This is a genomic window from Bacillus sp. AR2-1 (assembly GCF_008368755.1).
Taxonomy (GTDB): domain Bacteria; phylum Bacillota; class Bacilli; order Bacillales; family Bacillaceae_G; genus Bacillus_A; species Bacillus_A wiedmannii.
In genome coordinates this window covers 46449-68017 of sequence record NZ_QORY01000030.1, presented here as the reverse complement: position 1 = coordinate 68017, position 21569 = coordinate 46449, and the positions used below count along the sequence as shown (strand labels likewise).

General features: G+C 33.8%; 20 protein-coding genes and 1 other annotated feature (1 of these 21 only partly in view). Of the genes, 5 read left to right on the top strand and 15 right to left on the bottom strand.

Going from position 1 to position 21569, the window contains the following annotated elements; translation table 11 throughout:
- Nucleotides 1-13: 13 nt before the first annotated feature.
- The 3 genes from DT250_RS27290 to DT250_RS27280 all read right to left on the bottom strand — a co-directional run bounded on the left by DT250_RS27290 (nt 14) and on the right by DT250_RS27280 (nt 1821).
- On the bottom strand, nt 14-709 hold the full coding sequence (locus DT250_RS27290) for a Crp/Fnr family transcriptional regulator (protein ID WP_149214001.1): 696 nt from the start codon (nt 707-709) through the stop codon (nt 14-16).
- Between the two features lie 19 nt (nt 710-728).
- Nucleotides 729-1154: a DMT family transporter gene (locus DT250_RS27285; protein ID WP_060488717.1), complete on the bottom strand. Its 426-nt coding sequence runs from the start codon at nt 1152-1154 to the stop codon at nt 729-731.
- Between the two features lie 181 nt (nt 1155-1335).
- On the bottom strand, nt 1336-1821 hold the full coding sequence (locus tag DT250_RS27280) for a DUF2798 domain-containing protein (protein ID WP_088063326.1): 486 nt from the start codon (nt 1819-1821) through the stop codon (nt 1336-1338).
- Between the two features lie 212 nt (nt 1822-2033).
- On the opposite strand from DT250_RS27280, the gene DT250_RS27275 reads away from it, so the two are divergent.
- Nucleotides 2034-2636, top strand: coding sequence for a DUF2441 domain-containing protein (locus tag DT250_RS27275; RefSeq protein WP_149214000.1), 603 nt, complete (start codon nt 2034-2036; stop codon nt 2634-2636).
- 33 nt (nt 2637-2669) lie between these two features.
- The gene (locus tag DT250_RS27270; protein WP_149213999.1) at nt 2670-3611 is read left to right on the top strand and encodes a nucleoside hydrolase; all 942 of its coding nucleotides are present in this window, start codon (nt 2670-2672) and stop codon (nt 3609-3611) included.
- A 163-nt stretch (nt 3612-3774) separates the two neighbouring features.
- Here DT250_RS27270 and DT250_RS27265 read toward each other — a convergent pair whose 3' ends face one another.
- The 3 genes from DT250_RS27265 to DT250_RS27255 all read right to left on the bottom strand — a co-directional run bounded on the left by DT250_RS27265 (nt 3775) and on the right by DT250_RS27255 (nt 6220).
- The gene (locus tag DT250_RS27265; protein ID WP_088609705.1) at nt 3775-4641 is read right to left on the bottom strand and encodes an MBL fold metallo-hydrolase; all 867 of its coding nucleotides are present in this window, start codon (nt 4639-4641) and stop codon (nt 3775-3777) included.
- A gap of 112 nt (nt 4642-4753) precedes the next feature.
- Complete coding sequence (locus DT250_RS27260) at nt 4754-5383, bottom strand: immunity protein Imm33 domain-containing protein (RefSeq protein ID WP_097907516.1); 630 nt, start codon at nt 5381-5383, stop codon at nt 4754-4756.
- A 48-nt stretch (nt 5384-5431) separates the two neighbouring features.
- A complete protein-coding gene (locus DT250_RS27255; RefSeq protein ID WP_149213998.1) occupies nt 5432-6220 on the bottom strand; it encodes a class I SAM-dependent methyltransferase in 789 nt (262 codons plus the stop codon).
- Nucleotides 6221-6355: 135 nt separating this feature from the next.
- Between DT250_RS27255 and DT250_RS27250 the strand changes: the two genes are divergently transcribed.
- On the top strand, nt 6356-7093 hold the full coding sequence (locus tag DT250_RS27250; protein WP_097907514.1) for a ZIP family metal transporter: 738 nt from the start codon (nt 6356-6358) through the stop codon (nt 7091-7093).
- Nucleotides 7094-7175: 82 nt separating this feature from the next.
- The gene (locus DT250_RS27245) at nt 7176-8876 is read left to right on the top strand and encodes a pyruvate oxidase (protein WP_088063317.1); all 1701 of its coding nucleotides are present in this window, start codon (nt 7176-7178) and stop codon (nt 8874-8876) included.
- A 442-nt stretch (nt 8877-9318) separates the two neighbouring features.
- Here DT250_RS27245 and DT250_RS27240 read toward each other — a convergent pair whose 3' ends face one another.
- The 8 genes from DT250_RS27240 to DT250_RS27205 form a co-directional block, all read right to left on the bottom strand.
- Nucleotides 9319-10164 (bottom strand): DUF2785 domain-containing protein, encoded by an 846-nt coding sequence (locus tag DT250_RS27240; RefSeq protein ID WP_088122076.1) that lies wholly within the window; start codon nt 10162-10164, stop codon nt 9319-9321.
- On the bottom strand, nt 10161-10919 hold the full coding sequence (locus DT250_RS27235; protein ID WP_046955760.1) for an alpha/beta fold hydrolase: 759 nt from the start codon (nt 10917-10919) through the stop codon (nt 10161-10163). The genes DT250_RS27240 and DT250_RS27235 overlap by 4 nt, the downstream gene beginning before the upstream one ends.
- A gap of 108 nt (nt 10920-11027) precedes the next feature.
- Nucleotides 11028-12032 carry an ABC transporter permease subunit gene (locus DT250_RS27230; RefSeq protein WP_088063314.1) on the bottom strand — a complete coding sequence of 335 codons (1005 nt, stop codon included), beginning with the start codon at nt 12030-12032 and terminating at the stop codon, nt 11028-11030.
- 1 nt (nt 12033) lies between these two features.
- On the bottom strand, nt 12034-12900 hold the full coding sequence (locus DT250_RS27225) for an ABC transporter permease subunit (protein WP_149213997.1): 867 nt from the start codon (nt 12898-12900) through the stop codon (nt 12034-12036).
- Between the two features lie 53 nt (nt 12901-12953).
- The gene (locus tag DT250_RS27220) at nt 12954-14240 is read right to left on the bottom strand and encodes an MFS transporter (RefSeq protein ID WP_149213996.1); all 1287 of its coding nucleotides are present in this window, start codon (nt 14238-14240) and stop codon (nt 12954-12956) included.
- A 214-nt stretch (nt 14241-14454) separates the two neighbouring features.
- A complete protein-coding gene (locus DT250_RS27215; RefSeq protein WP_088063312.1) occupies nt 14455-15486 on the bottom strand; it encodes an alpha/beta hydrolase in 1032 nt (343 codons plus the stop codon).
- 273 nt (nt 15487-15759) lie between these two features.
- Nucleotides 15760-17643, bottom strand: a complete 1884-nt coding sequence (locus tag DT250_RS27210; RefSeq protein ID WP_149213995.1) for an FtsX-like permease family protein — start codon at nt 17641-17643, stop codon at nt 15760-15762.
- Between the two features lie 11 nt (nt 17644-17654).
- The gene (locus DT250_RS27205) at nt 17655-18422 is read right to left on the bottom strand and encodes an ABC transporter ATP-binding protein (RefSeq protein WP_000106412.1); all 768 of its coding nucleotides are present in this window, start codon (nt 18420-18422) and stop codon (nt 17655-17657) included.
- Between the two features lie 392 nt (nt 18423-18814).
- Between DT250_RS27205 and DT250_RS27200 the strand changes: the two genes are divergently transcribed.
- A complete protein-coding gene (locus tag DT250_RS27200) occupies nt 18815-19297 on the top strand; it encodes a DUF2975 domain-containing protein (RefSeq protein WP_046959368.1) in 483 nt (160 codons plus the stop codon).
- A gap of 125 nt (nt 19298-19422) precedes the next feature.
- On the opposite strand, the gene thrS is transcribed toward DT250_RS27200, so the two are convergent.
- Nucleotides 19423-21342 (bottom strand): threonine--tRNA ligase, encoded by a 1920-nt coding sequence (gene thrS, locus DT250_RS27195; protein ID WP_098705183.1) that lies wholly within the window; start codon nt 21340-21342, stop codon nt 19423-19425.
- 44 nt (nt 21343-21386) lie between these two features.
- Nucleotides 21387-21569: a binding site (T-box leader), on the bottom strand; it runs 40 nt beyond the window's last position.

Below are 21569 nucleotides of genomic sequence, written 5' to 3'. Positions count from 1 at the left end.
CCCTCTCCCCTATTCATTGCTCATATATATTATTTTTAGCAACTTCCTTCATTCTAAAAAAATCTTTAATTACAATAACACCATTTTTCTTTTCAATTAATTTTTCTTTATAAAATTTTTGTAACACCCGTATGACGTGCCTATAACTTACTCCTATAAAATCCGCAATACTTGATATCGAAGTTGCATCCAAATCTTTTTTATACATATTCCCGTTACTATCAGTAGAAATAGAAAGTAAATAACTAGCTACACGTACTTCTACTGGATAAAGTAAATTAAGTGCTGTAAAACGAGTCGATATTTTTAATGTGTTTGCAATGTTTTCAAGCAAGAAGTTCATAAATATAGGATCATGTAATAACTTATTTCTAATTACAGCATGAGAAATAGAGATGGCTATAACATCTGAACAAGCTTCAACGACATTATGCGCTTTGCTATTTTGTATTAATTCAATATCGCCAACAACCGCCAATGGATTGATAAAACGAAGGATCAGTTTCTTTCCCTCTGGTGTAATCGTATAAACTTTTACTTTACCTTTAACAACAAAATATAAACGATCCATTGCGTCATCTATATTGCAAATAAGCTCGCCTTTTTCAAAATGATTTACTTGAAAATAAGCTGTATCTATCTCTGAAAAAATTTCAAGCATTTTATTAGTTTTCAAATAATGGATAATTAAATCTGATCTATTCTCCATTTTCATTTCCTCCTTTCATTTACATATTAAATACAACAATACCTATAATCATTACTATTGTTCCCACAATATGATATCTCTCCATCTGTATCTTTTTTATTTGAAATAATCCCTTCATTTCAATTAGAGTTGCTGTTAATAATTGAGCAACCATAAGTGTTCCAGCGGTTAATGTAACTCCCATTGCATGTATCGCTACTGTTTCTGCACAAATAATTAATCCGCCAAGTGCACCAGCTACTAAATATATTTTTTTCACATCCTTTAAATCCGCTATTTTCTCTTCTTTCTTTAACAAAAATATTGTTGTTGCAATAATGAATCCAATTAAATGCGTAATAATACTTGTCGACCATATACCGATATGTGAACTAAGTTTTGCATTAAATGTACCTTGAAGTGTAATAAATACGCCAGCTAAAATAGCAAATACAACGCCTTTCAAAAAATCATCTCCTAATCTTCTATTTCTGACTTAATTAAAAGCTATAATCCTATAAAGGCAAAAGGACAAATGTCACATCAATATGAAAATAGCTACAAATGAACAATAAAAAACACAACTCAAAATATTTGAGATGTGTTTTTTATTGTTTTATCGTTATATAATATTTTAATATTTATAACTACGCTATATTAACAGGTTTATTCTTCATAACAAACTTTCCAAATAAGAAACGCACAAGTGGCCCCATAATAATTAATTGTAATGGATACGCCAAAATGAAATTTTTAATGAAAATTGAAAAATACATCGATACAAATGAGTCTCCTTGTAGTCCACCATGTAAATACATCATAGCCATTCCGTAAAAAGACATAAAGAAAACCATTCCAATTACCATAGCTGTCGCCATCGCAACTATAATATTTATTTTCTTCGATTTATCAAACGGTAACATGAATACAAGTTTTTTCGTACAAGGTCCAACGATACATATTTCAATTAATAATGCAATAATGAATCCAATTATTAGTTCTAATGCGATCTCCTTAATATGAATTGGCCCTCCTGCTCCATTCAGTAATAAATTATAAAACGTCATTACAATAACCATCCCAAGGCACATCATCATACCAAATTGGAGGTTTTCCTTTCTTGTTGTTGGCAATTTCTATCATCCTTTCTGTTTAAGTCTTTGTCATTATATCGATTATGGAAACCTCTTCGTAAGTGAACATTTTGTGAACAAATTTAAAGTGTTATCATATATTCACTATACTTTCTGATCAAATTCTCACTCTTACTTATAAAGGTTTTATATATTTCAATGTTGAATTACTAAATTTAACATTGAAATACATTACTACTAGGAGGATAACCATGAATGACATAGAATTTTACGTATACCACATCGTTACAAGGGAAAAAATGAATATTGGACAAATCATTCATTTCGATAAAAATCAAACGAATACCCTCTTTCATTTCTTTTTTGAAAGGGGACATTTGAATTCTAACGGTGAAGATCCCATGCAAATTTTAAAAGAACATTATACAAATGAAGAATTACATATAAATAATGAAAATGCTAAAGTAGTTATGAATTATATGAATCAAACAATTAGAGCCGTTAGAGAAACGATTGTAGAAATGGTAAGACTACAAGAATTCCCTGAATACCCTTCAAGATTATCTTGTTTATATGCTGCAAAGAGCTATGAAGATACTTTAAAATGGAAAGCATTATTTGATTCTTACAATCGAGAAGTTTTGCAGATTGTTAAACTACGAGTAATTGGAAATTGTTTTGAAGGTGACGGAAATCTTTTACCGAAAGAAGATGGTATTCCTTTCTCTCAAAAAATTGAACAAGCAAGAGAGTATTGGAAAGGAAACGTTAGTAATGAACTTCCTGAGTTACTGATCAATGGAAAAATTGAAGTGGTGGAAATTATTGATGATTTTTCCGCAATTCATATTTAATTCCTAACTAAATCATATAGGATGGAGATTATAATGATGAAAAAAGTGTACTTCAATCATGATGGTGGTGTAGATGATTTAATTTCATTATTTTTATTACTCCAGATGGATAATGTCAAACTTACAGGTGTTTCAGTTATCCCTGCAGATTGCTATTTAGAACCAGCAATGTCTGCAAGTCGCAAAATTATTGATCGCTTCGGCAAAGGAAATATTGAAGTAGCCGCATCAAATTCCCGTGCAAAAAATCCATTTCCAAAAGAGTGGCGGATGCATGCATTTTATGTAGATGCTTTACCCATTTTAAATGAGTCTGGAAAAGTTGTAACACCCGTAGCAGAAAAACCTGCACATCATCATTTAATTGAAACCCTACTACAAGCTGAAGAGAAAACAACTTTATTATTTACAGGGCCTCTTACCGATTTAGCGCGTGCACTATATGAAGCACCTGTAATCGAGGGGAAAATTGAGCGCCTTGTTTGGATGGGAGGAACATTTCGTACTGCCGGCAATGTACATGAACCAGAACATGATGGAACGGCTGAGTGGAATTCGTTTTGGGATCCTGAAGCAGTAGCTCGTGTGTGGGAATCAAAAATTAAAATCGACTTAGTAACGCTAGAAAGTACAAACCAAGTTCCATTAACTATAGACATACGTGAAAGTTGGGCAAAAGAGCGTAAATATATTGGTGTTGATTTTCTTGGTCAATGCTATGCAATGGTTCCTCCCCTCGTTCATTTCTCAACTAACTCTACTTACTATTTGTGGGATGTATTGACTGCTGCCTTTATCGGGAAATCTGACCTTGCAAAATTACAAACAATTAATAGTATTATTCATACATATGGACCTAGCCAGGGGCGTACAGTGGAAACTGTTGACGGACGACCTGTAAATGTAGTATATGATGTAAACCACAATGGATTTTTTAACTATATAACTGAATTAGCGAAGAAAGCTTCCACTTGAACCACTATCTATATGAAAAATAAATAGAATGGCATTATTTTAGACGATAAACCCCATATTTAGAATTTGTTTGAAACTACATATTTAACTATTGAAAAGAGTATTGAATTAACTTTCAATACTCTTTTTATGCAGTTTAATTATATTTGATTAGTGTAGTGTCTTACTGATTATTCATTTCATAACCATTTACAAAAAACGTAATTGTTTCTAATTCATCTTCATTTAATTCTCTATTTACGTCTCGTTTATACGCTGTCTTTATGTTTTCTTCATCGCCTTTATGAATTTCTGTATAAGTTCCTACTGTTTTTAACAAATGCATTTCTTGTAAAAACTCATCCTGACTTATAGCTGTCCCATGAGAAAGAATATAAGTTTCAGCATCAAATGACTCCAACTCTTCTATTAATTTAAACGTTCGTTTCATCGAATAGTTCCACTTTGAAGAGAAGATATCTGCATATATACAGTCTCCTAAAAATAAAATCTTTTCTTCTTTCACGTAAATAACAACTGAATCATGTGCATGATCTCCGCCGACATGTTTTAACACGCATGTCACTTCACCAAGGTCTAATTCAATTTGATCCTGGAACGTTAAGGTCGGAGGAATAATTTTAATATTTCTCGCTTTTTCTTCAAACTCTTTTTTAATGCAATCTGCACAAAATGCAATTTCAGTCCCATCTTTTACGCGTGCGTCCAACGCTTCATCTGTCCATTCATAAGATACTAGTGGCTGCATTTCTTTCTTCGTTTCTGCATGCGCAATAGTTAATGCATCTTGTAGTACAGGCAACCCAAAAATATGATCCCAGTGCCAATGAGTTAATGCTACGAAATCAGGACTTGATACATTCTGTTCTTTTAGCATTTCTAAAAATAATTGTGCATGTTCTTCTGAATTTCCTGCATCAATCATTAAAGTTTTTTCTTGTCCAACGACCATTCCTAATATAGGTCTATCTGTTTCAGAAACAGGTGTCATATACCAAAATGAGTTTCCTATTTTTTTTATTTGCTGCATAATTAGTTCCTCCATTTACTACTATTCTCTTCAATTATTATCTGTAAAACCTTCATCCAGCACATAGCATGAAATAATATATATCGCTTTCTTTAGAACATAGTAACTTCATCTATCCATTTAAATAAGCATCCCAATCATAGTCTTCAATCTTATAGAATCTACCTTCATCATTTCTTTCATATGCACATAAAGGTGGTTCCTCAAGAAAGTTTAAAATAGAATCATCTATATTCAAAATGACTCCAATTGAAATAATTTGAAAGTTTTTAGGATTATTGACATAGTCATCACTTTCATAGCCACTTAATATTGACCAACCAGAGTCACCTTCTTCTCTTGAACCCTCTTTAAGCATAAAGTTAAATTCTCTTTTTTCAAGTACATCATCACTAACAATTACCTTCGTATCAAAATAAAAATCCCAATCTTTTGAAGCTGGATCATTATATTCCGTATCACATATATTTTCAATTCCAAATGAAATTTTATCACCTATTTTTAAATCTAAACGATATGGATCATTGATCAGTTCCCCTACAAACTTTTTCTCATTTCTTTCAGTGATTTCCACCCACATTCGTTCACCATGAAACCCATCTTCGTCTTCGATTTTAGTTACAAAAATTAACTTTACCAAATCTCCAACCTTTAATTTCTCCAAAACTTCTGAGCTAGGAAGATAGAATGTATAGGGCGCTTCTTTATTTATTTCATAAACATTATCTAAGTACCAAGTCATCTTTTTCTCTCCTTAAAAGCTTTTCACACTCATATTTTAAAAATAACACTATTTTTTCTTCCGGCAAACTACTACCATAGAATAGCAGTCTTCCCCTAACTCATTTCCTTCCCAATCATTATATATATGTAATAATTCAAAACCATTCACTACTAATAATCTTTCTAACTCCTGTGGATACGTATAGCGAAGATCAATCGTTGTTTTCAGTTCTTCTACTTGCATATCACCCTCATAAAATCTTCTTGTTGTTATGTAATGCTGTATTTGCTGAATTGAATCGTATGTCATTTCAGTATATAGATCGCATTTTCTTTCCTTTTCATCAATAATAGTTGTCCAATATTCTTCTGTAAATGGTTGTATTAATTCTTCTTTTGAAGGAAAACGTGTATCGAATAGGAATATACCATTATCAGCTAACACATGATGAATAGATGTTAATAACTTATTTTGATCTGTATTCGTAAGAAAGTGTTGAAATCCATGATCAACCATAAATGCTAATGGAATCGTTTCTTCAATCTTTAATTGTAAACAGTCTTGTTGTAACCATTTTACTTTTTTACAATCCATAGATTTTCTCTTTGCTTCAGCAAGCATACCTTCATGTATATCTACACCAATCATTTGATATCCGTTTTCTATAAATGGAATTGTAACCCTTCCTGTTCCGCAGGCAATATCTAGAATCCATTCATTTTGTATATTTAGTTTTTGCGCCCATGATAGTAAGAACGGAAAATCTGACAGACTTTTATTTTCTATATCATATCGTTTTGGATTTTCGTATTCAGATAGACTCCATTTTGTTTGCAAACGTATTCCCCATTTCATATTTCCACTTAAGTTTAATATATAAATTATAACGAATTATTAGTTTTTTCTCTATAATCAAACATAATTACTTGGACTAATCTAACTTTCCTTTTCGTAAGCTAAAAATAAGTGGAAGAATCGGAGTGTGATACGATGGAACGATTATGGATTCCAATGATTGTTACGTTTTTTTCATTTGGTGGATTACTATTAGGCGGTGCTGTTGGCATTGCTACACGCCAGCTAATTGAAGAAAAAATGCATCGTTTATACGCATTATGCGGCGGAATTTTGCTTGGGCTTTTATCCCTTGAAATAATTCCTGAAACATTTGCAAGCTATGAAATAATTGGGCCTATACTTGGTATAGCTATCGGTATTTTAGTTATGAGCTTATTAGATAACTATTGTCATCATCCAATGATACATAAAAAAGATCAACAAGCATGGCAAACTTTTCTTTTTCTTTCTTTTGCTATATTTATTCATAATTTGCCAAGTGGATTTGCTTTAGGTACAGCTTTTATTAATCATGCTGAATCTGCAGTTCCTTTTTTAATAGCAATCGTTGTTCACCATATTCCTGAAGGATTAGCTTTAATTATCCCCTTTCTCTTTACAAAGCATAAATATATTTCATTTTTACTAACAACTTTATTACTTTCACTTATTCTCGGTACCGGTACTGTTTTTGGCATTTTGATGGAAGGAAAAGCTCTTCATCTACAAGGGCTCATTATGGGAAGTGCTATCGGTTCCCTTAGCTATGTTACAATTCATGAAATGCTTTGGAAGGCAAAAAGACAACTCTCATTCCTGACATTTTTAACATGGGCAACTAGTGGATTTTTACTAATAACAGTATTTACACTATTCGCTGGTCATCATTAAAGATAATAATATAATCATTTGTATATTTTTCCTTTTTCTCCAAAACATAATAGTATCTACCTAATTATAAGGAGGAAAAATTATGTTTGGGAAAACAGCCGGTGAAGCTCTAGTTGACCTTTTAATTGACTGGGGAGTAGAACATATATACGGAATGCCTGGAGATTCCATCAATTCTATAATTGAAGCTTTACGAAAAAAACAAGATAAAATCAAATTTATTCAAGTGCGCCATGAAGAAGCTGGTGCACTTGCAGCAGCTGCCTATGCGAAATTAACAGGGAAACTCGGCGTTTGTATGGCAATCGCAGGGCCCGGTGCTATTCATTTATTAAATGGTTTATATGATGCTAAACTCGATAAAGCCCCTGTTCTAGCAATTTCAGGTCAAGTAGAAACAGATTTACTCGGGACGGATTTTTTCCAAGAAGTAAACTTAGAAAGATTATTCGATGATGTTGCGGTATATAACCAGCGCATTATGTCAGCAGAACAGTTGCCTGCTGTCGTGAATCAAGCGATTCGAATGGCTTATACGAAAAAAGGTGTATCTGTTCTTACGATTCCAGATGATGTTCCGAAATTCGAAGTAAAAAGTGGTGCTCGTGTTACAAATACTTCTTTTACATTACCTGAATTATTTCCGCAAGAAGAAGATTTACATGCTGCAAAACTCGCAATAAATGAAGCGAAAAAGCCTGTAATTTTAGCTGGAAAAGGTGCGAAACATGCGAGAGACTCTTTACTTACTTTCGCAGAACACATCGGTGCTCCAATCGTACTTACATTACCAGCTAAAGGAATTATTCCTGATGAACATCCACTTTGTATCGGTGGATTAGGATTAATTGGAACGAAACCTTCTTATGAAGCAATGAAACATGCGGATACTTTAATTATGATTGGTACATCCTATCCGTTCACAGGTTTCTTGCCCGAAAAAGCAAAAACAATTCATATCGATACTGATCCTGCCCAAATCGGAAAACGTTACGTAACAGATATTGGCTTAGCTGGTGATGCTGATAAAACATTAAAATGGTTAATTGAAAATGTAGAAAAACACGAGGACCATTCCTTCTTAGAGCATCATCAAGAAATGATGAAAAAGTGGGAAGAAAAATTACACAATCAAGAAGAAGATTCTTCTACTCCAATTAAACCACAACGCGTTATGCATGCACTGCAACAAGTAGCTCATGATGATGCAATATTATCAGTCGATGTCGGAAATGTAACAGTATGGACAGCAAGGCACTTTCGTATGACAAATCAGCAATTTATTATTTCTAGCTGGCTCGCAACACTTGGCTGCGGTTTACCTGGTGCACTTGCTGGAAAAATTGCTTTCCCGGATAAACAAGTATTTGCGGTTTGTGGTGACGGTGGTTTTGGAATGACAATGAACGATTTCGTAACAGCTGTTAAATATAAACTACCAATCGTTGTCGTCGTTTTAAACAATAATAAAATCGCCATGATTAAATTCGAACAAGAAGTTATGGGGAATATCGAATTTGGTACAGACTTAACAAACCCTGATTTTGCAAAATACGCAGAGGCGTGCGGAGGTATTGGATACCGTGTTGAGAATTTAGATGAACTACTTCCTGCTTTCGAAAGTGCGGTAAAACAAAATAGTCCGTGTATTATTGATGTAGTTGTAGATGTAAATGAAGCACCAATGCCAGCAAAAATCACCTTTGGTCAAGCCGCTGGTTATACGAAGCATATGATAAAAGAATTATTTGAAGAAGGTAAGATTGATTTACCACCACTTTAAACAAAAAAAGATAGCTGAAAACGATTTGTTTTATTTAGAACCAAGAAATAGGTATTTAGCATATGTATATCAATAATAGTTATATAATGTTGCACATTGTATAGACGAAAAAGAAGAGGATAGATAAAGCAGAAAGTATATGCATTATCTATCCTTTTTGTACTACATATGACCTCATTTACTAAAACAACATTTTTAGACCTTATTGAACTAACGCATGCGTTAGTTCAATAAGCATTTTTTCACAATCTTTACAGAAATGCTACCCTTTAGTTCAATGAGGAAAAACTGCCTTAATTGCAGCCCTTGCCTCTCCTTTTGTGCGTGGTGGGTGGTACTTCCATTTTACCAATGGATGGTTTCTTCTTGTTTTTCTTGACATAAAAAGGGGCCGTCCCAAAAGCCAATTTCCGATGGCTTTTGGGACGGCCCCTCTAACCCTTTAACTGAAAGAAAACCTGTTCAAAATTGCCTCAGTACTAAGTATGACAGTGTTAAGCTCATTCCCTCGGCTATCTTTTCCCCTTCTGAAATAGAGACTGCGTAAAAAATTTTTGCTGTTCACGCGAGCAATCACCTGACTGCGACTTCTCGGCAAATTGCAGCATTGCGCTAAGCCGCTAATCCAATCAGCGATTTCTTGATGTGGAAGTAACTCTTTGTCAATCATCGTATCCACGATGTTTACCAACCGCTCATCATCCTCATCGCTAAAAATGTGTCTACCATTATGAAGCATGCCAGAAATAGCGACAAGAACCTCACGCAGCAGTGCGACGCTGCTCTCCTCGCACTGCACCAGCTCGACAAAAACATCCGCACCATGAGACGCGCTGTGAGCCCAGCCTCCTACTGAAATGTAACCTCGCAGATCCTTCTCCTCTTTATAATAACGGAGCATCGCATGTATTAATTGCTCAATTTCCGCTTGATTAAAAAATGGATTCTGTCTGTGACGTTGCACAATCAAAGCGATAGGTAAAGCAGAGAACGTCCTTGTAAAAACTGACTGATCATCCTCGCTACCAATACTATAGAACAAATGGTTCTCATCAGTCAGAACAGTTAAGAGGCTTCGTAACTCCTCTTCACTGAATCTATTCTCTTCTCTAATCCACATATAAAACATCGAATAAATCAGGTTATCCCGTAATTCTGGCTGAGGATCGCCAATATATTGAAGTAACAAAGGTAAGAAATCTTGATGCTGCTCACCTTCGCGTAACTGATACTCATCCTTCTCAATTCTTTGCAAATCCAGCATCAATTTAGTCCTTGTATCGCTCATTTCCCCATCTCCTTCAACATTAACATAATCTCCTCTATAACAACTTCTGGCTCATCATGATGAATATAATGTCCACTTCGACTAGCAATCCGGTACTTGCTTGACGTTGATAGCCATTGGAATTCTGCTTGGAGTCTTTGCTCAATTTCCAATATTTCTTGAGATGGCCATCCCTCTTCAACATTGTCAGGTAAACCTCTTGTAATAATTACAAGAGGGAGGTTACTTTGCTTTGAATGATCAACGATTTGCTTATAACTTTGTATTTTATCAATCTTCTCACTATTCAACATAGGATTCTCGTAATATTCCCTATTTCTTGCAAGCAGATTTTCGGGTAGAACCTTTTCATAGGCAAGTTCTTTATATTCCGGTGCAGCGTCAACCAAAATCATACCGCAGATGTTCAGTGGATAAAGGCTGGCATATAATCTAGCGACCAAACCACCAAAAGAATGTCCTACCAATATATAGGGCTTCTCCACTTCAAGCGCTAGCAACAATTCGTTTAGCTCCTCGACTAGATTATAGCAAGTCGTCGGGACGGATGCGACTTGACTCCTGCCAATACCCGACCTGTTATAGGAAAAGGTTGATGTTTCTTGCGATATTCGGTCTTGGACTTTTTTCCATGTCTCATAACTATCGCCTAACCCTGCTATGAAGATTACGCTTGGAATACTGTTACGTGAATATTTATTTAATAGTCTGTGGTTATCACATATATCAATTATCTTTTTATTTTGTATAGTCACTTTTAATCACCCAGTTCAATTATAGGATTTACACTATCGATATTTCCATAATAATTCGATTATTATTTCTTTTAAAACTTTACTGTTTTTTAACTTCAGCTATCTTTTTTATTTTTGTACCTCTCTATAGAAAGAAAAATCATTCACATTAGTTTGTATTCGTTTCTCTTCCTTTACTTCTTTATCCTTGCTCTTAAGTATTTTTATATTTCCTAGTTTAATCGCATCTTGCATACTATTACTAACTAGATTTCCCGCTAAAATCGTCATACTATAAAAAGCAATTGGTATAAGTACAATCCATGTATGTGTAGTTAAATGGCGGAAGTTTTGACCAATTAGGCCAGTCCATTCTTTTGTTACACTATCTGGATCCATTCCACTGAAGGTTATTGTTCCACCAAAAAATAATTGCAACAAACCAAGGTGTAAAAGAAGCAATAAAGTACTCACAAATTGTTGGGCTACTAATAAAAGAAATGGTGGTAACATATGCGGCCATATATGGCGCTTCAACCTCTGCCATTTACTCCCGCCGAGAACAGTAGCTGCCAACATAAATTCCTCTTTCTTAATACGTTTTACTTCTTGCGCTACATATAGCATAACTGTTGGTACAGCAAGAAATACAAGAACTATAATTTGAAATGCCACCCGCAAATACAACGGCACAACTTCCGCTCCACTGTCAAACGTTAAAACTTCATTTAACATAAAATAAGAAATCATGACCATTGGTACAATACTAAAAGGATCAAAAAATGATGAAATAACTGGAAAAGAACGTTTACCATACATACCAAGAAGTAAACCAACTCCCCCTCCAACTATAACTCGTAAAATCGCTATAATTATACTCGCTCCAACTGTCCATTTCGCGCCTTCTATTATTAATTGAACAATGTCGCGGCCTTTCACATCACTTCCAAACCAAAATTTACTTGATGGCGAAAATGGAGCTGCCTCTAGTTCTCCTTTTTCGTTATACATCATCGTAAGTTCGCGAATATTCCCATCAAAAAACACCGTATATCCAATACTAACAATCATTAGTACACTTAAAAAAGTAATACCTATCCAAAATCTCACATCTCTTTTTACAACTTGCCACATATTACACACGCTCCTTTATCACATTTTGCAAGAGTGTATGTAATATACGAAATAGTATAAAAAGCGGTACGTATAATATTACTAGACTCACTGTAAATATTTCTAATTTAGAATTTTCTTTTACAAAAACAAACATACCATATGTATTAAATATCCATTCAATAATATATAAATTGGAAAGCATAAATAATATATTTGTTTTCGCATAATAAATTGTCGTCAATAAAACATTTCTTGAAATATGATGTGTCAAAATATGCTGTAAGCTTAATCCTTTACTCTTGGCAAACAAACTATAATCTTTCTCTAACTCTTCTTTAAATCGTAATAACAACAGTTTAATAAATAATAATGTTGTTGGTATTGTAAGACATATAATCGGTAACAAACGTATCCTTTCTTCCCCTAATCCAGCTAATTTGACCGGCATAAATCCTGTTTTTTGAAAAAGAATTACGACAAGAAGTTGTGATAATAAAATAAGTAATATATCTGGTAAACTCTCAAGCGTAAGAAAAATCCCGTTCCACATTTTCTGTTTCATATGAGAACGTTGCAATACCCAAACGACAAGTACATACGCTATAAGCAAAGATAGTAAAAACGCTGATAGAAATACAATCATCGTTTCAATATAATGAATCCATATTTGTGGAAATAATTTTCTTGAGTCCCGAAATCCATATGTAATTTCACCTGGTTGAAGTAACTTTCCTCCAAGAAATACAATCGTGTTCCAAAAACCGATTAAATCCATTTGCAATCCCTTAAATAAACGTGGCAGCGCACCTAAGCAGATTATACATAAAATAGCAGCTACTAGTTGTAAACAAGTAATCCCACACCATTTAACAATTCGCATCAACATAACGATTTCTCCTTACTATCCGATAGAATATTCAGAAATCAAAACCAGATATATTACATCTCTTCAGCTATACCTTGCACTCGTTTCTTTCCACTAGGTAAAATGACTCGATATAAACACGTAACAAAAAATAATAAACCAAATAAAATAATAAACAACGTATCTGCACGAATCCATTTCGGGAACAACATCGCTATCGCACCGAGAGATAACAGCTGGAATCCTGTCGTTAATGGACTAAGTAAACTTTGAACGCGTCCCATGAATGACTCTTCTACAATTTCATACATCCAGCCCATTATTGCAACATTAATAAATGGTAAAAAGAAAGTCGCAAAAGCGATACATACATAAAAAGACCATACGTGATTTACAAAGTAACACATACCGAAAAAGACTCCTGAGCCCGCCATACCAAATACAATAATAGGCTTAGGTGCATATTTCTTACCTATACTTGTTGCTACTATACTTCCAATTAATAATGAAATCCCTCCAACTACACCGCCCACCATCGCTAAACTTTCATACGTTGCTGGTGCTAATTTATATTTTAATATGTAAGTAGTGGATACGCTTAAAATACCATTTAATAGTCCAAATACGATAAATCCTAAAAGTAATTTTTTTAAAGTGTCATTTTGATATATATACTTGATCCCTTCTTGAAACTCTGTTATTAACATCTTCAAATTAACTTCTTTCCACTTTGTTCTACCATTTGGCAAACGAACTTTTTCTGGAATGGAGATCGTTTGAATCAAAATACCACTCATAATAAATGTGAGCGTATTTACTAAAATGCTCCCGTAAATTCCAAAAGTCCAGTACACCATCGTTGCAATTCCTACCCCAAACAAAGCATACAAACTATTTACCATTTGATTCATACCTGCTGCTGCACCGTATTGGTCTGATTCAACTACTCCTTGTATCATCGACTGTTCTGATGGAGAGAAAAATTGTATACATGCATTTTCCAAAAATAAAAATATAAAGACGAGTATAATCATTCCGTAATAAAGCGAAATTAGAATTCCGATATTACAGAGCGAACAACATATGTTGCTTACCGTACAAATACGTTGTCTATCAAAACGATCCACTACTGTCCCTACTAATAGAAAAAAGATTAATGCGGGTAATGCCATCATAATTTGTGTCATCGTTGCGTAAACTGGTTGTTTTCCGTACTGGTCTAACAAATAAAACATTAAAGAAATTCCAGCAATCATAGAACCGAGTCGCTCTAAAATATTTGCTAGAAAAAAACGGGCATACACTTTGTTGCGAAATAACTGTAGCATTTCTTTCATACTTCTAACCCTTTCTCTCGACAAAATTTTATTTTTTCAGTCATTTCTTGGAAGTTATATTATATTTTTCGACCATTATCCAATCTTTTCCTTCTGTATAGAGAACAATATAAAAAAGACTCTTGTTTTTTATCAAGAGTCTTTTTATTTAACTTCGCTTCAGTTAATACTATGCATCTAAATATCTTTATACGTCTCGCTAACTATTATAATTTTCTAAAGTTCGGATACACTTTATTTATTTTACGAATGTATCGCACATCCAATTATAAAATTTTTCTTCCTCCTCAAATTGTGGATAATGAGCTGACTTCTCAAAAGTAATAAATTCTTTTTGACCTGCTTCAATCGTATCAAAATATGTTTTTGCTGCATGATATGAAGTGTTATAGTCATATTTCCCCATAAGGAAATAAAGCGGTAGCTTCATTTTAGTCACCTTAGTAGGCAATGGATTCTTTAAATCCTTTTCTAATAAGACAGTTTGAGAATGTGATAATCCAACGTTATAACGAATTACGTCTAACAAGTTATATTCATTACTGAGTAACATTCCGATGTTATCACCATCTGGATTTTCAATGAGTCTTGATGTTCCACCATATTTCGCAACATAATTTCTCGGAGTGTATGTATCGCCATTTTTAATTTTTTCAGTCAACCCATTTAAATAGGACACCTCATCTGTATTCCCAGCTTTTTGTGCCTGTTCAACCACATATTTTAAACTATCGATTTCACTTTCTACTGTATCACTCATTTGCCCGATGCCAACATATGCTTCAAATTTTTCCGGGGCTTTATTGGCAGCTTGCATTCCGATATATGTACCGTAAGAATGACCAACCAATATTATTTTTTCTCGACCAAGACGGTTTGAAATATAATCTGTCATAGCTAATAAGTCTTCTACAAGAAGATCTGATATAAGGTTCGAATAGTCTTCAAAGAAATGATACGACTTCCCGCTCGCTCTTTGATCGTAATTAACAACTGTGAATTTCTCTTCCAATAAGTTTTGGTATTTTTGAGCATATGGTATTTCTGAAGTTCCTGGTCCACCATGTACAAAAATAATAACTGGATTGTTCCTATCTTTGCCGCGTATCATAATTTCATGACCACTGCCATTTATCTCTACTTGCTCTAATATGTTTATACTGTTCTTCCCCTTTATTTGCGAAGTCCATGTAGGAAATATTAGTGCTACGATTAATAATAGTGTAGTGATGGCACCAATAAGTTTTATTAATTTTTTTATCTTCTTCATAAGTAGTCTCCTTTCTTTTAAATTTATAAAAACATCAATTTAATTCTGTAAAACTCCCTCAAAATAATATGAATATATAACAATTTCTCTCTCTAATTTCATCTTGCTCGTTTGCACATTTTTAATATCCCATACACTTCTTAACTTTCCCCTATATAAACTCTTAATATTTTCTTAATTTTCAATATAAATTTTATAGAAAGACTCGGTCACAATGTATTAAAAATAAAGAAAAAAGCCCTTGTTTTCAAAACAAAGACTTTTTTCCTTTAACTATTTCGCTACCTCTTCTTTCGGCATTACCATACCTTTGTAAAGTTGAACAGTTATCCAGTAATAGATGAAATAAATGACTAAGAAAATCCCTATCGGCACCCACACTTTTACAAACGGGTCAACTAATATGAAGCTAAATAAGTTTAGCCCTACTAACACGTGGGAAATCCCAATGATTGCCGGGAAGATAAATAAATATGAAATTTCTTTATATATACTTTTCGTTAACATACTACGTCTCACACCAATTTTTCGTAACATTTCATAACGTCGTACGTCACGAGAAGCACCTGTTAATATTTTGAACATAAGAGAACTTGCCATCATTGCTAAAAAGGCAATTCCGAGGAAAAATCCCATAAACATTGTTCCACTCATGAAACTGTTCATAAACTGATAAATTGTCATTTTCGTAAATAAGTCTACTTTTGCACCTGTTGTTTTTTCAATTTGTTCTTTTTGTCTCTTGTCTATTTCAATTAACAACGGTTTATATTTTTTCATATCATCTACTTTTGCTAATGTTACACTATGTTCCGTTCCTTGAACTGCTTTGTAGTGTTCTTCATCTGCAATCCTTACAGGTTTTCCGTTAAATTGATTATGTGTAATTTGTATTTCTCTTACAACCGCATCTTCCCAATCCCTTGGCATACGAGGAAGTTTATTGGCTGCTTCAGGAGCTTCCAAAGCAGAATAAACAGGGTCAGTTAAAGGTTCAGCCACACGTTTACGAGCAGGTTCTTTTAAAGTTTTTGTATCAAAGTGGTCTGAAACAAGTGGTGGTTTCTCAGTTAAGTCGTTACGTAAATAATAAACCGCTTCTCCATCTACTTTATACTTATACTTGCTTTCTTCCACAATTTCCATTTCTTTTAAGGCTGCTTTATCTTGATTATTTGGATCATGAATTACGACATCATATACACGAGAGAAGTCTGTCATAATACCTACATTTTTTTGGAACGCCATCCCTGCCGTCATCGCACCTGCACCTAATGCAATTAACATCGCTACGGTACCTAATACTCTCGATAAACTATTTACTCGAAAGCGTAGCTGTGCATATGTAAAACTATTTAAGCCCGTTTCATTTCGTTTTTTATTCCCTTTAATTTTCATCACAAAAAATGGAAGCAATGAACTAAAGATAAAATATGTTCCGAGTGTTGTAACGATTGTCGCTATTATAAAACCAAGTTCAGCAAACATTTTTATATTTACCATAAAATAATATCCTGTACTTACTAGTAATACACCAAGTACAGTCATTATAATAATGCGAGTTTTACTTTTCTTCACTTCATCTAGTGTTTCATCTTCACGTATTAATTCTAATTCTGTTTTACGTAATAAACGGATGCTATTCATTAAACCGGTAATAAAAAATAGTATTAAGAAGAAAATAGCTGTAACTAAGATTGCTGGTGTATATACAGATGAATAACTACCTTTTGCTGAAATTTCCATACCATTCATTAAAAAGTTTCCTGCTACACTTGCAAGTAACATCCCTACTAAGATCCCGATAATAATACTGACAATACCCATACCGAATGTTTCAATAAATAATAACTGTGCTACTTTTTTCTTTTTCGCACCGAGCATCATGTACATACCGAGTTCTTTTCTTCTTAATGTGAGTAAGAAAGAATTGGCATATATAATATAAAATACAGTAATGAAAGATAATAGTATGGCACCTACCCAAAATACGAGTCTAATACTACCAATAAGACTATTATCCTTCGTAAATTCACTATTCATCGCCATCGTTTGGAACATGTAGAAAATACTAATACTAATAACGAGACCAATAAGTAAAACCATATAATCTTTTAACATCTTTTTCATACTATGACGTGATAATTTGAATAACATAGTCTTGCCCCCTACTTAGACTCAGCAGCTGAGCCCATATGAGCGAGCACGCCTAAAATGTCTTGATAGAAATTTTCTCGCGTTCCTTGACGCTTTAACTCTTTATAAAGAAGACCGTCTTGAATAAATAAAATACGTTCACAATAACTCGCGCTAAATGCATCGTGTGTAACCATCAAAATACTTACATTGTGATTTTCATGTAAATCTTGCATCGCTTCTAATAAGCTTTTTGCATTTTTACTATCAAGCGCACCTGTCGGTTCATCTGCTAATACGATTGCTGGATTATGTACTAAAGCTCGTGCTGCCGCCGTTCTTTGCTTTTGTCCACCAGAAACAGCAGTTGGATATTTCGTTAAAATTTCAGTAATCCCTAATTTCTTTGCAACCTCATTTACCTTCCCCGTAATCTCACTTGAAGGTACGCCTTGCAGAGAAAGTGGTAAAGCGATATTTTCATAAATTGATAAGTTTTCTAGTAAGTTAAAATCTTGAAAAATGAATCCTAATTTTTGGGATCGAAAATCAGATAATGCATTCCCCTTCATAGAAGTAATATTTGTACCAGCTATTGTCACACTGCCACCCGTTGCTTGATCCAATGTACTAATCACATTAAGTAAAGTCGTTTTTCCAGATCCAGAAGGACCCATAATCCCGACGAATTCCCCTTCTTTAATACTTAATGACACACCCCTTAACGCTTTTGACTGATTCTCATTTCTTTTCCCATACGTTTTTTCTACACGTTCTACAGTAACTACATTTGTTGACATCTCTTTCACTCCATCCCTTTTGTATAAAATTAATTTCTCACATATTTCTTATCTTTTTCTCATGTAAATCCTTAATAATTTTTAAACTTTTCAATCAGAAAGGATTACACGAGTTACGTAAACCTTTTTCCTATTCCATATTCTCACTTTTCTAAAACTCGTTCCTTCGATTTCGCTTACATTTACCTTACATTTTTGTAAGGTAAAAAATATTACAGACCATTTCATAAGGTGGATTCATTTGTAATGAGCAAGTTTTTTATTTTTATCAAAATTAATAGGATACATAAATAACAATAATAATAATAAGTTAAAAAACAATATAATTTTATTTTAAAACGATAAATTATATGATAAAATCATGTTGTCATTAAATAAACGAGGTGCTTTTTATGAAACAAGTTACAACACTCTTTTTAAAACTAGCTATTGTTTTTATAGGTATAGTAGTTCTTGCATTGTGCATATTTTTAGTTCCTAAAATCGGGAATTTCGCTGGAGAATTGTATCCAGCTATTGCTTATATGAAATCTCTCGTTTTAATTGATATGTACGTAGCGACGATACCTTTTTACTTCGCTCTGTATCAAGTTTTTAAACTTTTAAGTTATATTGATAAGAACAAAGCGTTCTCGGTATTATCAGTAAAGGCTTTAAAAAATATAAAATACTGTGCCCTCACTATCGGTACCATATACATACTAGGTATGCCACTTTACTATCTTATGGCAAAAAAAATTGATCCTCCAAGTTTTATACCAATTGGATTGATCATTATTTTCTCCTCTATCGTGATTGCTGTTTTTGCTGCAGTTCTCCAAAAGCTCTTACAAGAAGCCATTAATATAAAATCAGAAAATGATTTAACGGTATGAAGTGAAGTATATGGCAATAAATGATGAAGGGATAGCGATTAAGCTATCCCTTCATCATTTATTATGGTTCTTTAATGAGTTTAAATTCAGTAATACATGTTAATGGTGTATTTTATTATCAATCTCTATTTCTTATTTTTTATTTCCTCTTTTATACTCTCCACAAACCCATTTAGTTCAATAACTTCTGACTGGTCTTCACCGTATTTACGTACATTTACAGATCCGTTCTCCATTTCCTTATCCCCAATAACAAGAACATAAGGAACTTTTTGCATTTGTGCTTCTCTTATTTTATATCCTAACTTTTCATCTCGTACATCTCTTTCAACACGAATGCCAGCTTGTGCTAATTTATCCGCAATCTCATCTGCGTATTGTACATGGACTGCATTCGAAACTGGAATGACCTTCACTTGAACCGGTGCCACCCATGCCGGGAACGCGCCTCCAAAGTGCTCAATTAATATCGCTAAGAAGCGGTCTAAAGATCCTAAAACTGCTCTGTGAATGACAACTGGTCTTCTCTTTTCATTCTTCTCATCTATATAATTTAAATCAAACTTCTCTGGCATTTGGAAATCTAGTTGGATTGTCCCGCACTGATGACTTCTATTTAAAGCGTCTTTAATATGGAAGTCGATTTTCGGTCCATAAAATGCACCGTCACCTTCATTTAGTCTATATTTATAATTCAATGAATGTAATACATTTTCTAATGCCTCTTCTGCTTGCTCCCACAACTTATCATCACCCATTGAATCTTCTGGACGAGTAGAAAGCTCTACTTCATATTCGAATCCAAAAGTTTTATAAACGTAATCAATTTGCGCCATTACAGATTTAATTTCATCTTCAATTTGTTCTGGAGTTACAAATAAATGAGCATCATCTTGGCAGAAAGTACGTACTCTTAATAATCCATTTAATGCCCCGCTAAATTCGTGTCGGTGTACTTGACCGAACTCACACATACGAATTGGCAATTCGCGATAAGAGTGTAATTTATTTTTGAACATTAACATATGTCCTGGGCAGTTCATTGGTTTTAATGCGAAACTTTTATTGTCTACTTCAGAGAAATACATGTTGTCTTTGTAATGTCCCCAGTGTCCTGATTTCTCCCATAATTCTTGGTTCATCATAAACGGAGTACGTACTTCTTGATACTTATACTCTTTTTGAATTCCTCTTAAAAATGCTTCTAATTCATTACGAATAATTTGTCCTTTCGGTAAATAAAATGGCATTCCCGGAGCCTCTTCAGAAAACATAAATAACTCCAGCTCACTACCTAATTTACGATGATTTCTTTTTGCTGCTTCTTCAACGAAATGTAAATAATCTTCTAATTCTTTTTGAGAAGAGAACGCAACACCATATATACGCTGAAGCACTTGATTGTTACTATCACCTCGCCAGTATGCACCAGAAACGTGAGTTAATTGGAAGGCTTTCAAATAGCCTGTTGACGGTAAATGAGGTCCTCTACATAAGTCTACAAATTCACCTTGTTTATAGAGTGTTACACTTTCCCCACTAGGAATTGCTTCTAACAATTCTAATTTCAGGTGATCATTCATTTCTTGAAACAGTTTTTTTGCCTCTTCTCGTGAAACCTCAACTCGCTCTATTTTTATATTTTCATTTATAATTTTTTTCATTTCTTTTTCGATTTCCGGTAAATCTTCTACGTTTACACTACTCGGAAGATCCATATCATAATAAAATCCATTTTCAATAACAGGTCCTACACCAAGGTTTACATTACCATGCATTCTCTTTACAGCTTGCGCTAAAATATGTGCCGCAGAGTGTCTTGCAATTTCTACCCCTTCATTTGAATCTATAGTAACGATTTCTACTTCCGCATTTTCTTCAATATTTCGGCGTAAATCATATAACTGATCATTTACTTTCCCTGCGACTGCTTTCTTTTTTAAACTACTGCTAATGGATCCCGCAATTTCTTCTAAAGTAATTCCTTTTACAAATTCTTTAACGCTTCCATCCGGAAATTTCATTTCAATCATCTGTTCTTTCATTTTTCATCTCTCCATTTCATAATAAAAAGCACACTCATCCCTAAAATAGGGACGAGCGTGCTTTTACCCGTGGTTCCACCCAGATTCCCATTGTAAATATACAATGGCTTCTTTTACGGTAACGTCGTTTACACGGCACTAGATACTTAATTTCCCCAGTGCAGCTCTAAGGTGGTAAGTTATTTTTCTGCGTTAGGAAGTTCTCAGCTTTCCTTCCTTCTCTGTAT

What these genes read in the sequence shown, in the direction of transcription:
- DT250_RS27275 (WP_149214000.1), top strand. Translation starts at nt 2,034, where the DNA reads ATGAATGACATAGAATTTTACGTATACCACATCGTTACAAGGGAAAAA.
- DT250_RS27205 (WP_000106412.1), bottom strand. Translation starts at nt 18,422, where the DNA reads ATGTCAACAAATGTAGTTACTGTAGAACGTGTAGAAAAAACGTATGGG.
- DT250_RS27210 (WP_149213995.1), bottom strand. Translation starts at nt 17,643, where the DNA reads ATGTTATTCAAATTATCACGTCATAGTATGAAAAAGATGTTAAAAGAT.
- DT250_RS27255 (WP_149213998.1), bottom strand. Translation starts at nt 6,220, where the DNA reads ATGAAATGGGGAATACGTTTGCAAACAAAATGGAGTCTATCTGAATAC.
- DT250_RS27265 (WP_088609705.1), bottom strand. Translation starts at nt 4,641, where the DNA reads ATGCAGCAAATAAAAAAAATAGGAAACTCATTTTGGTATATGACACCT.
- DT250_RS27290 (WP_149214001.1), bottom strand. Translation starts at nt 709, where the DNA reads ATGGAGAATAGATCAGATTTAATTATCCATTATTTGAAAACTAATAAA.
- DT250_RS27245 (WP_088063317.1), top strand. Translation starts at nt 7,176, where the DNA reads ATGTTTGGGAAAACAGCCGGTGAAGCTCTAGTTGACCTTTTAATTGAC.
- DT250_RS27230 (WP_088063314.1), bottom strand. Translation starts at nt 12,032, where the DNA reads ATGTGGCAAGTTGTAAAAAGAGATGTGAGATTTTGGATAGGTATTACT.
- DT250_RS27200 (WP_046959368.1), top strand. Translation starts at nt 18,815, where the DNA reads ATGAAACAAGTTACAACACTCTTTTTAAAACTAGCTATTGTTTTTATA.
- DT250_RS27215 (WP_088063312.1), bottom strand. Translation starts at nt 15,486, where the DNA reads ATGAAGAAGATAAAAAAATTAATAAAACTTATTGGTGCCATCACTACA.
- DT250_RS27270 (WP_149213999.1), top strand. Translation starts at nt 2,670, where the DNA reads ATGATGAAAAAAGTGTACTTCAATCATGATGGTGGTGTAGATGATTTA.
- DT250_RS27260 (WP_097907516.1), bottom strand. Translation starts at nt 5,383, where the DNA reads ATGACTTGGTACTTAGATAATGTTTATGAAATAAATAAAGAAGCGCCC.
- thrS (WP_098705183.1), bottom strand. Translation starts at nt 21,342, where the DNA reads ATGAAAGAACAGATGATTGAAATGAAATTTCCGGATGGAAGCGTTAAA.
- DT250_RS27250 (WP_097907514.1), top strand. Translation starts at nt 6,356, where the DNA reads ATGGAACGATTATGGATTCCAATGATTGTTACGTTTTTTTCATTTGGT.
- DT250_RS27225 (WP_149213997.1), bottom strand. Translation starts at nt 12,900, where the DNA reads ATGTTGATGCGAATTGTTAAATGGTGTGGGATTACTTGTTTACAACTA.
- DT250_RS27240 (WP_088122076.1), bottom strand. Translation starts at nt 10,164, where the DNA reads ATGAGCGATACAAGGACTAAATTGATGCTGGATTTGCAAAGAATTGAG.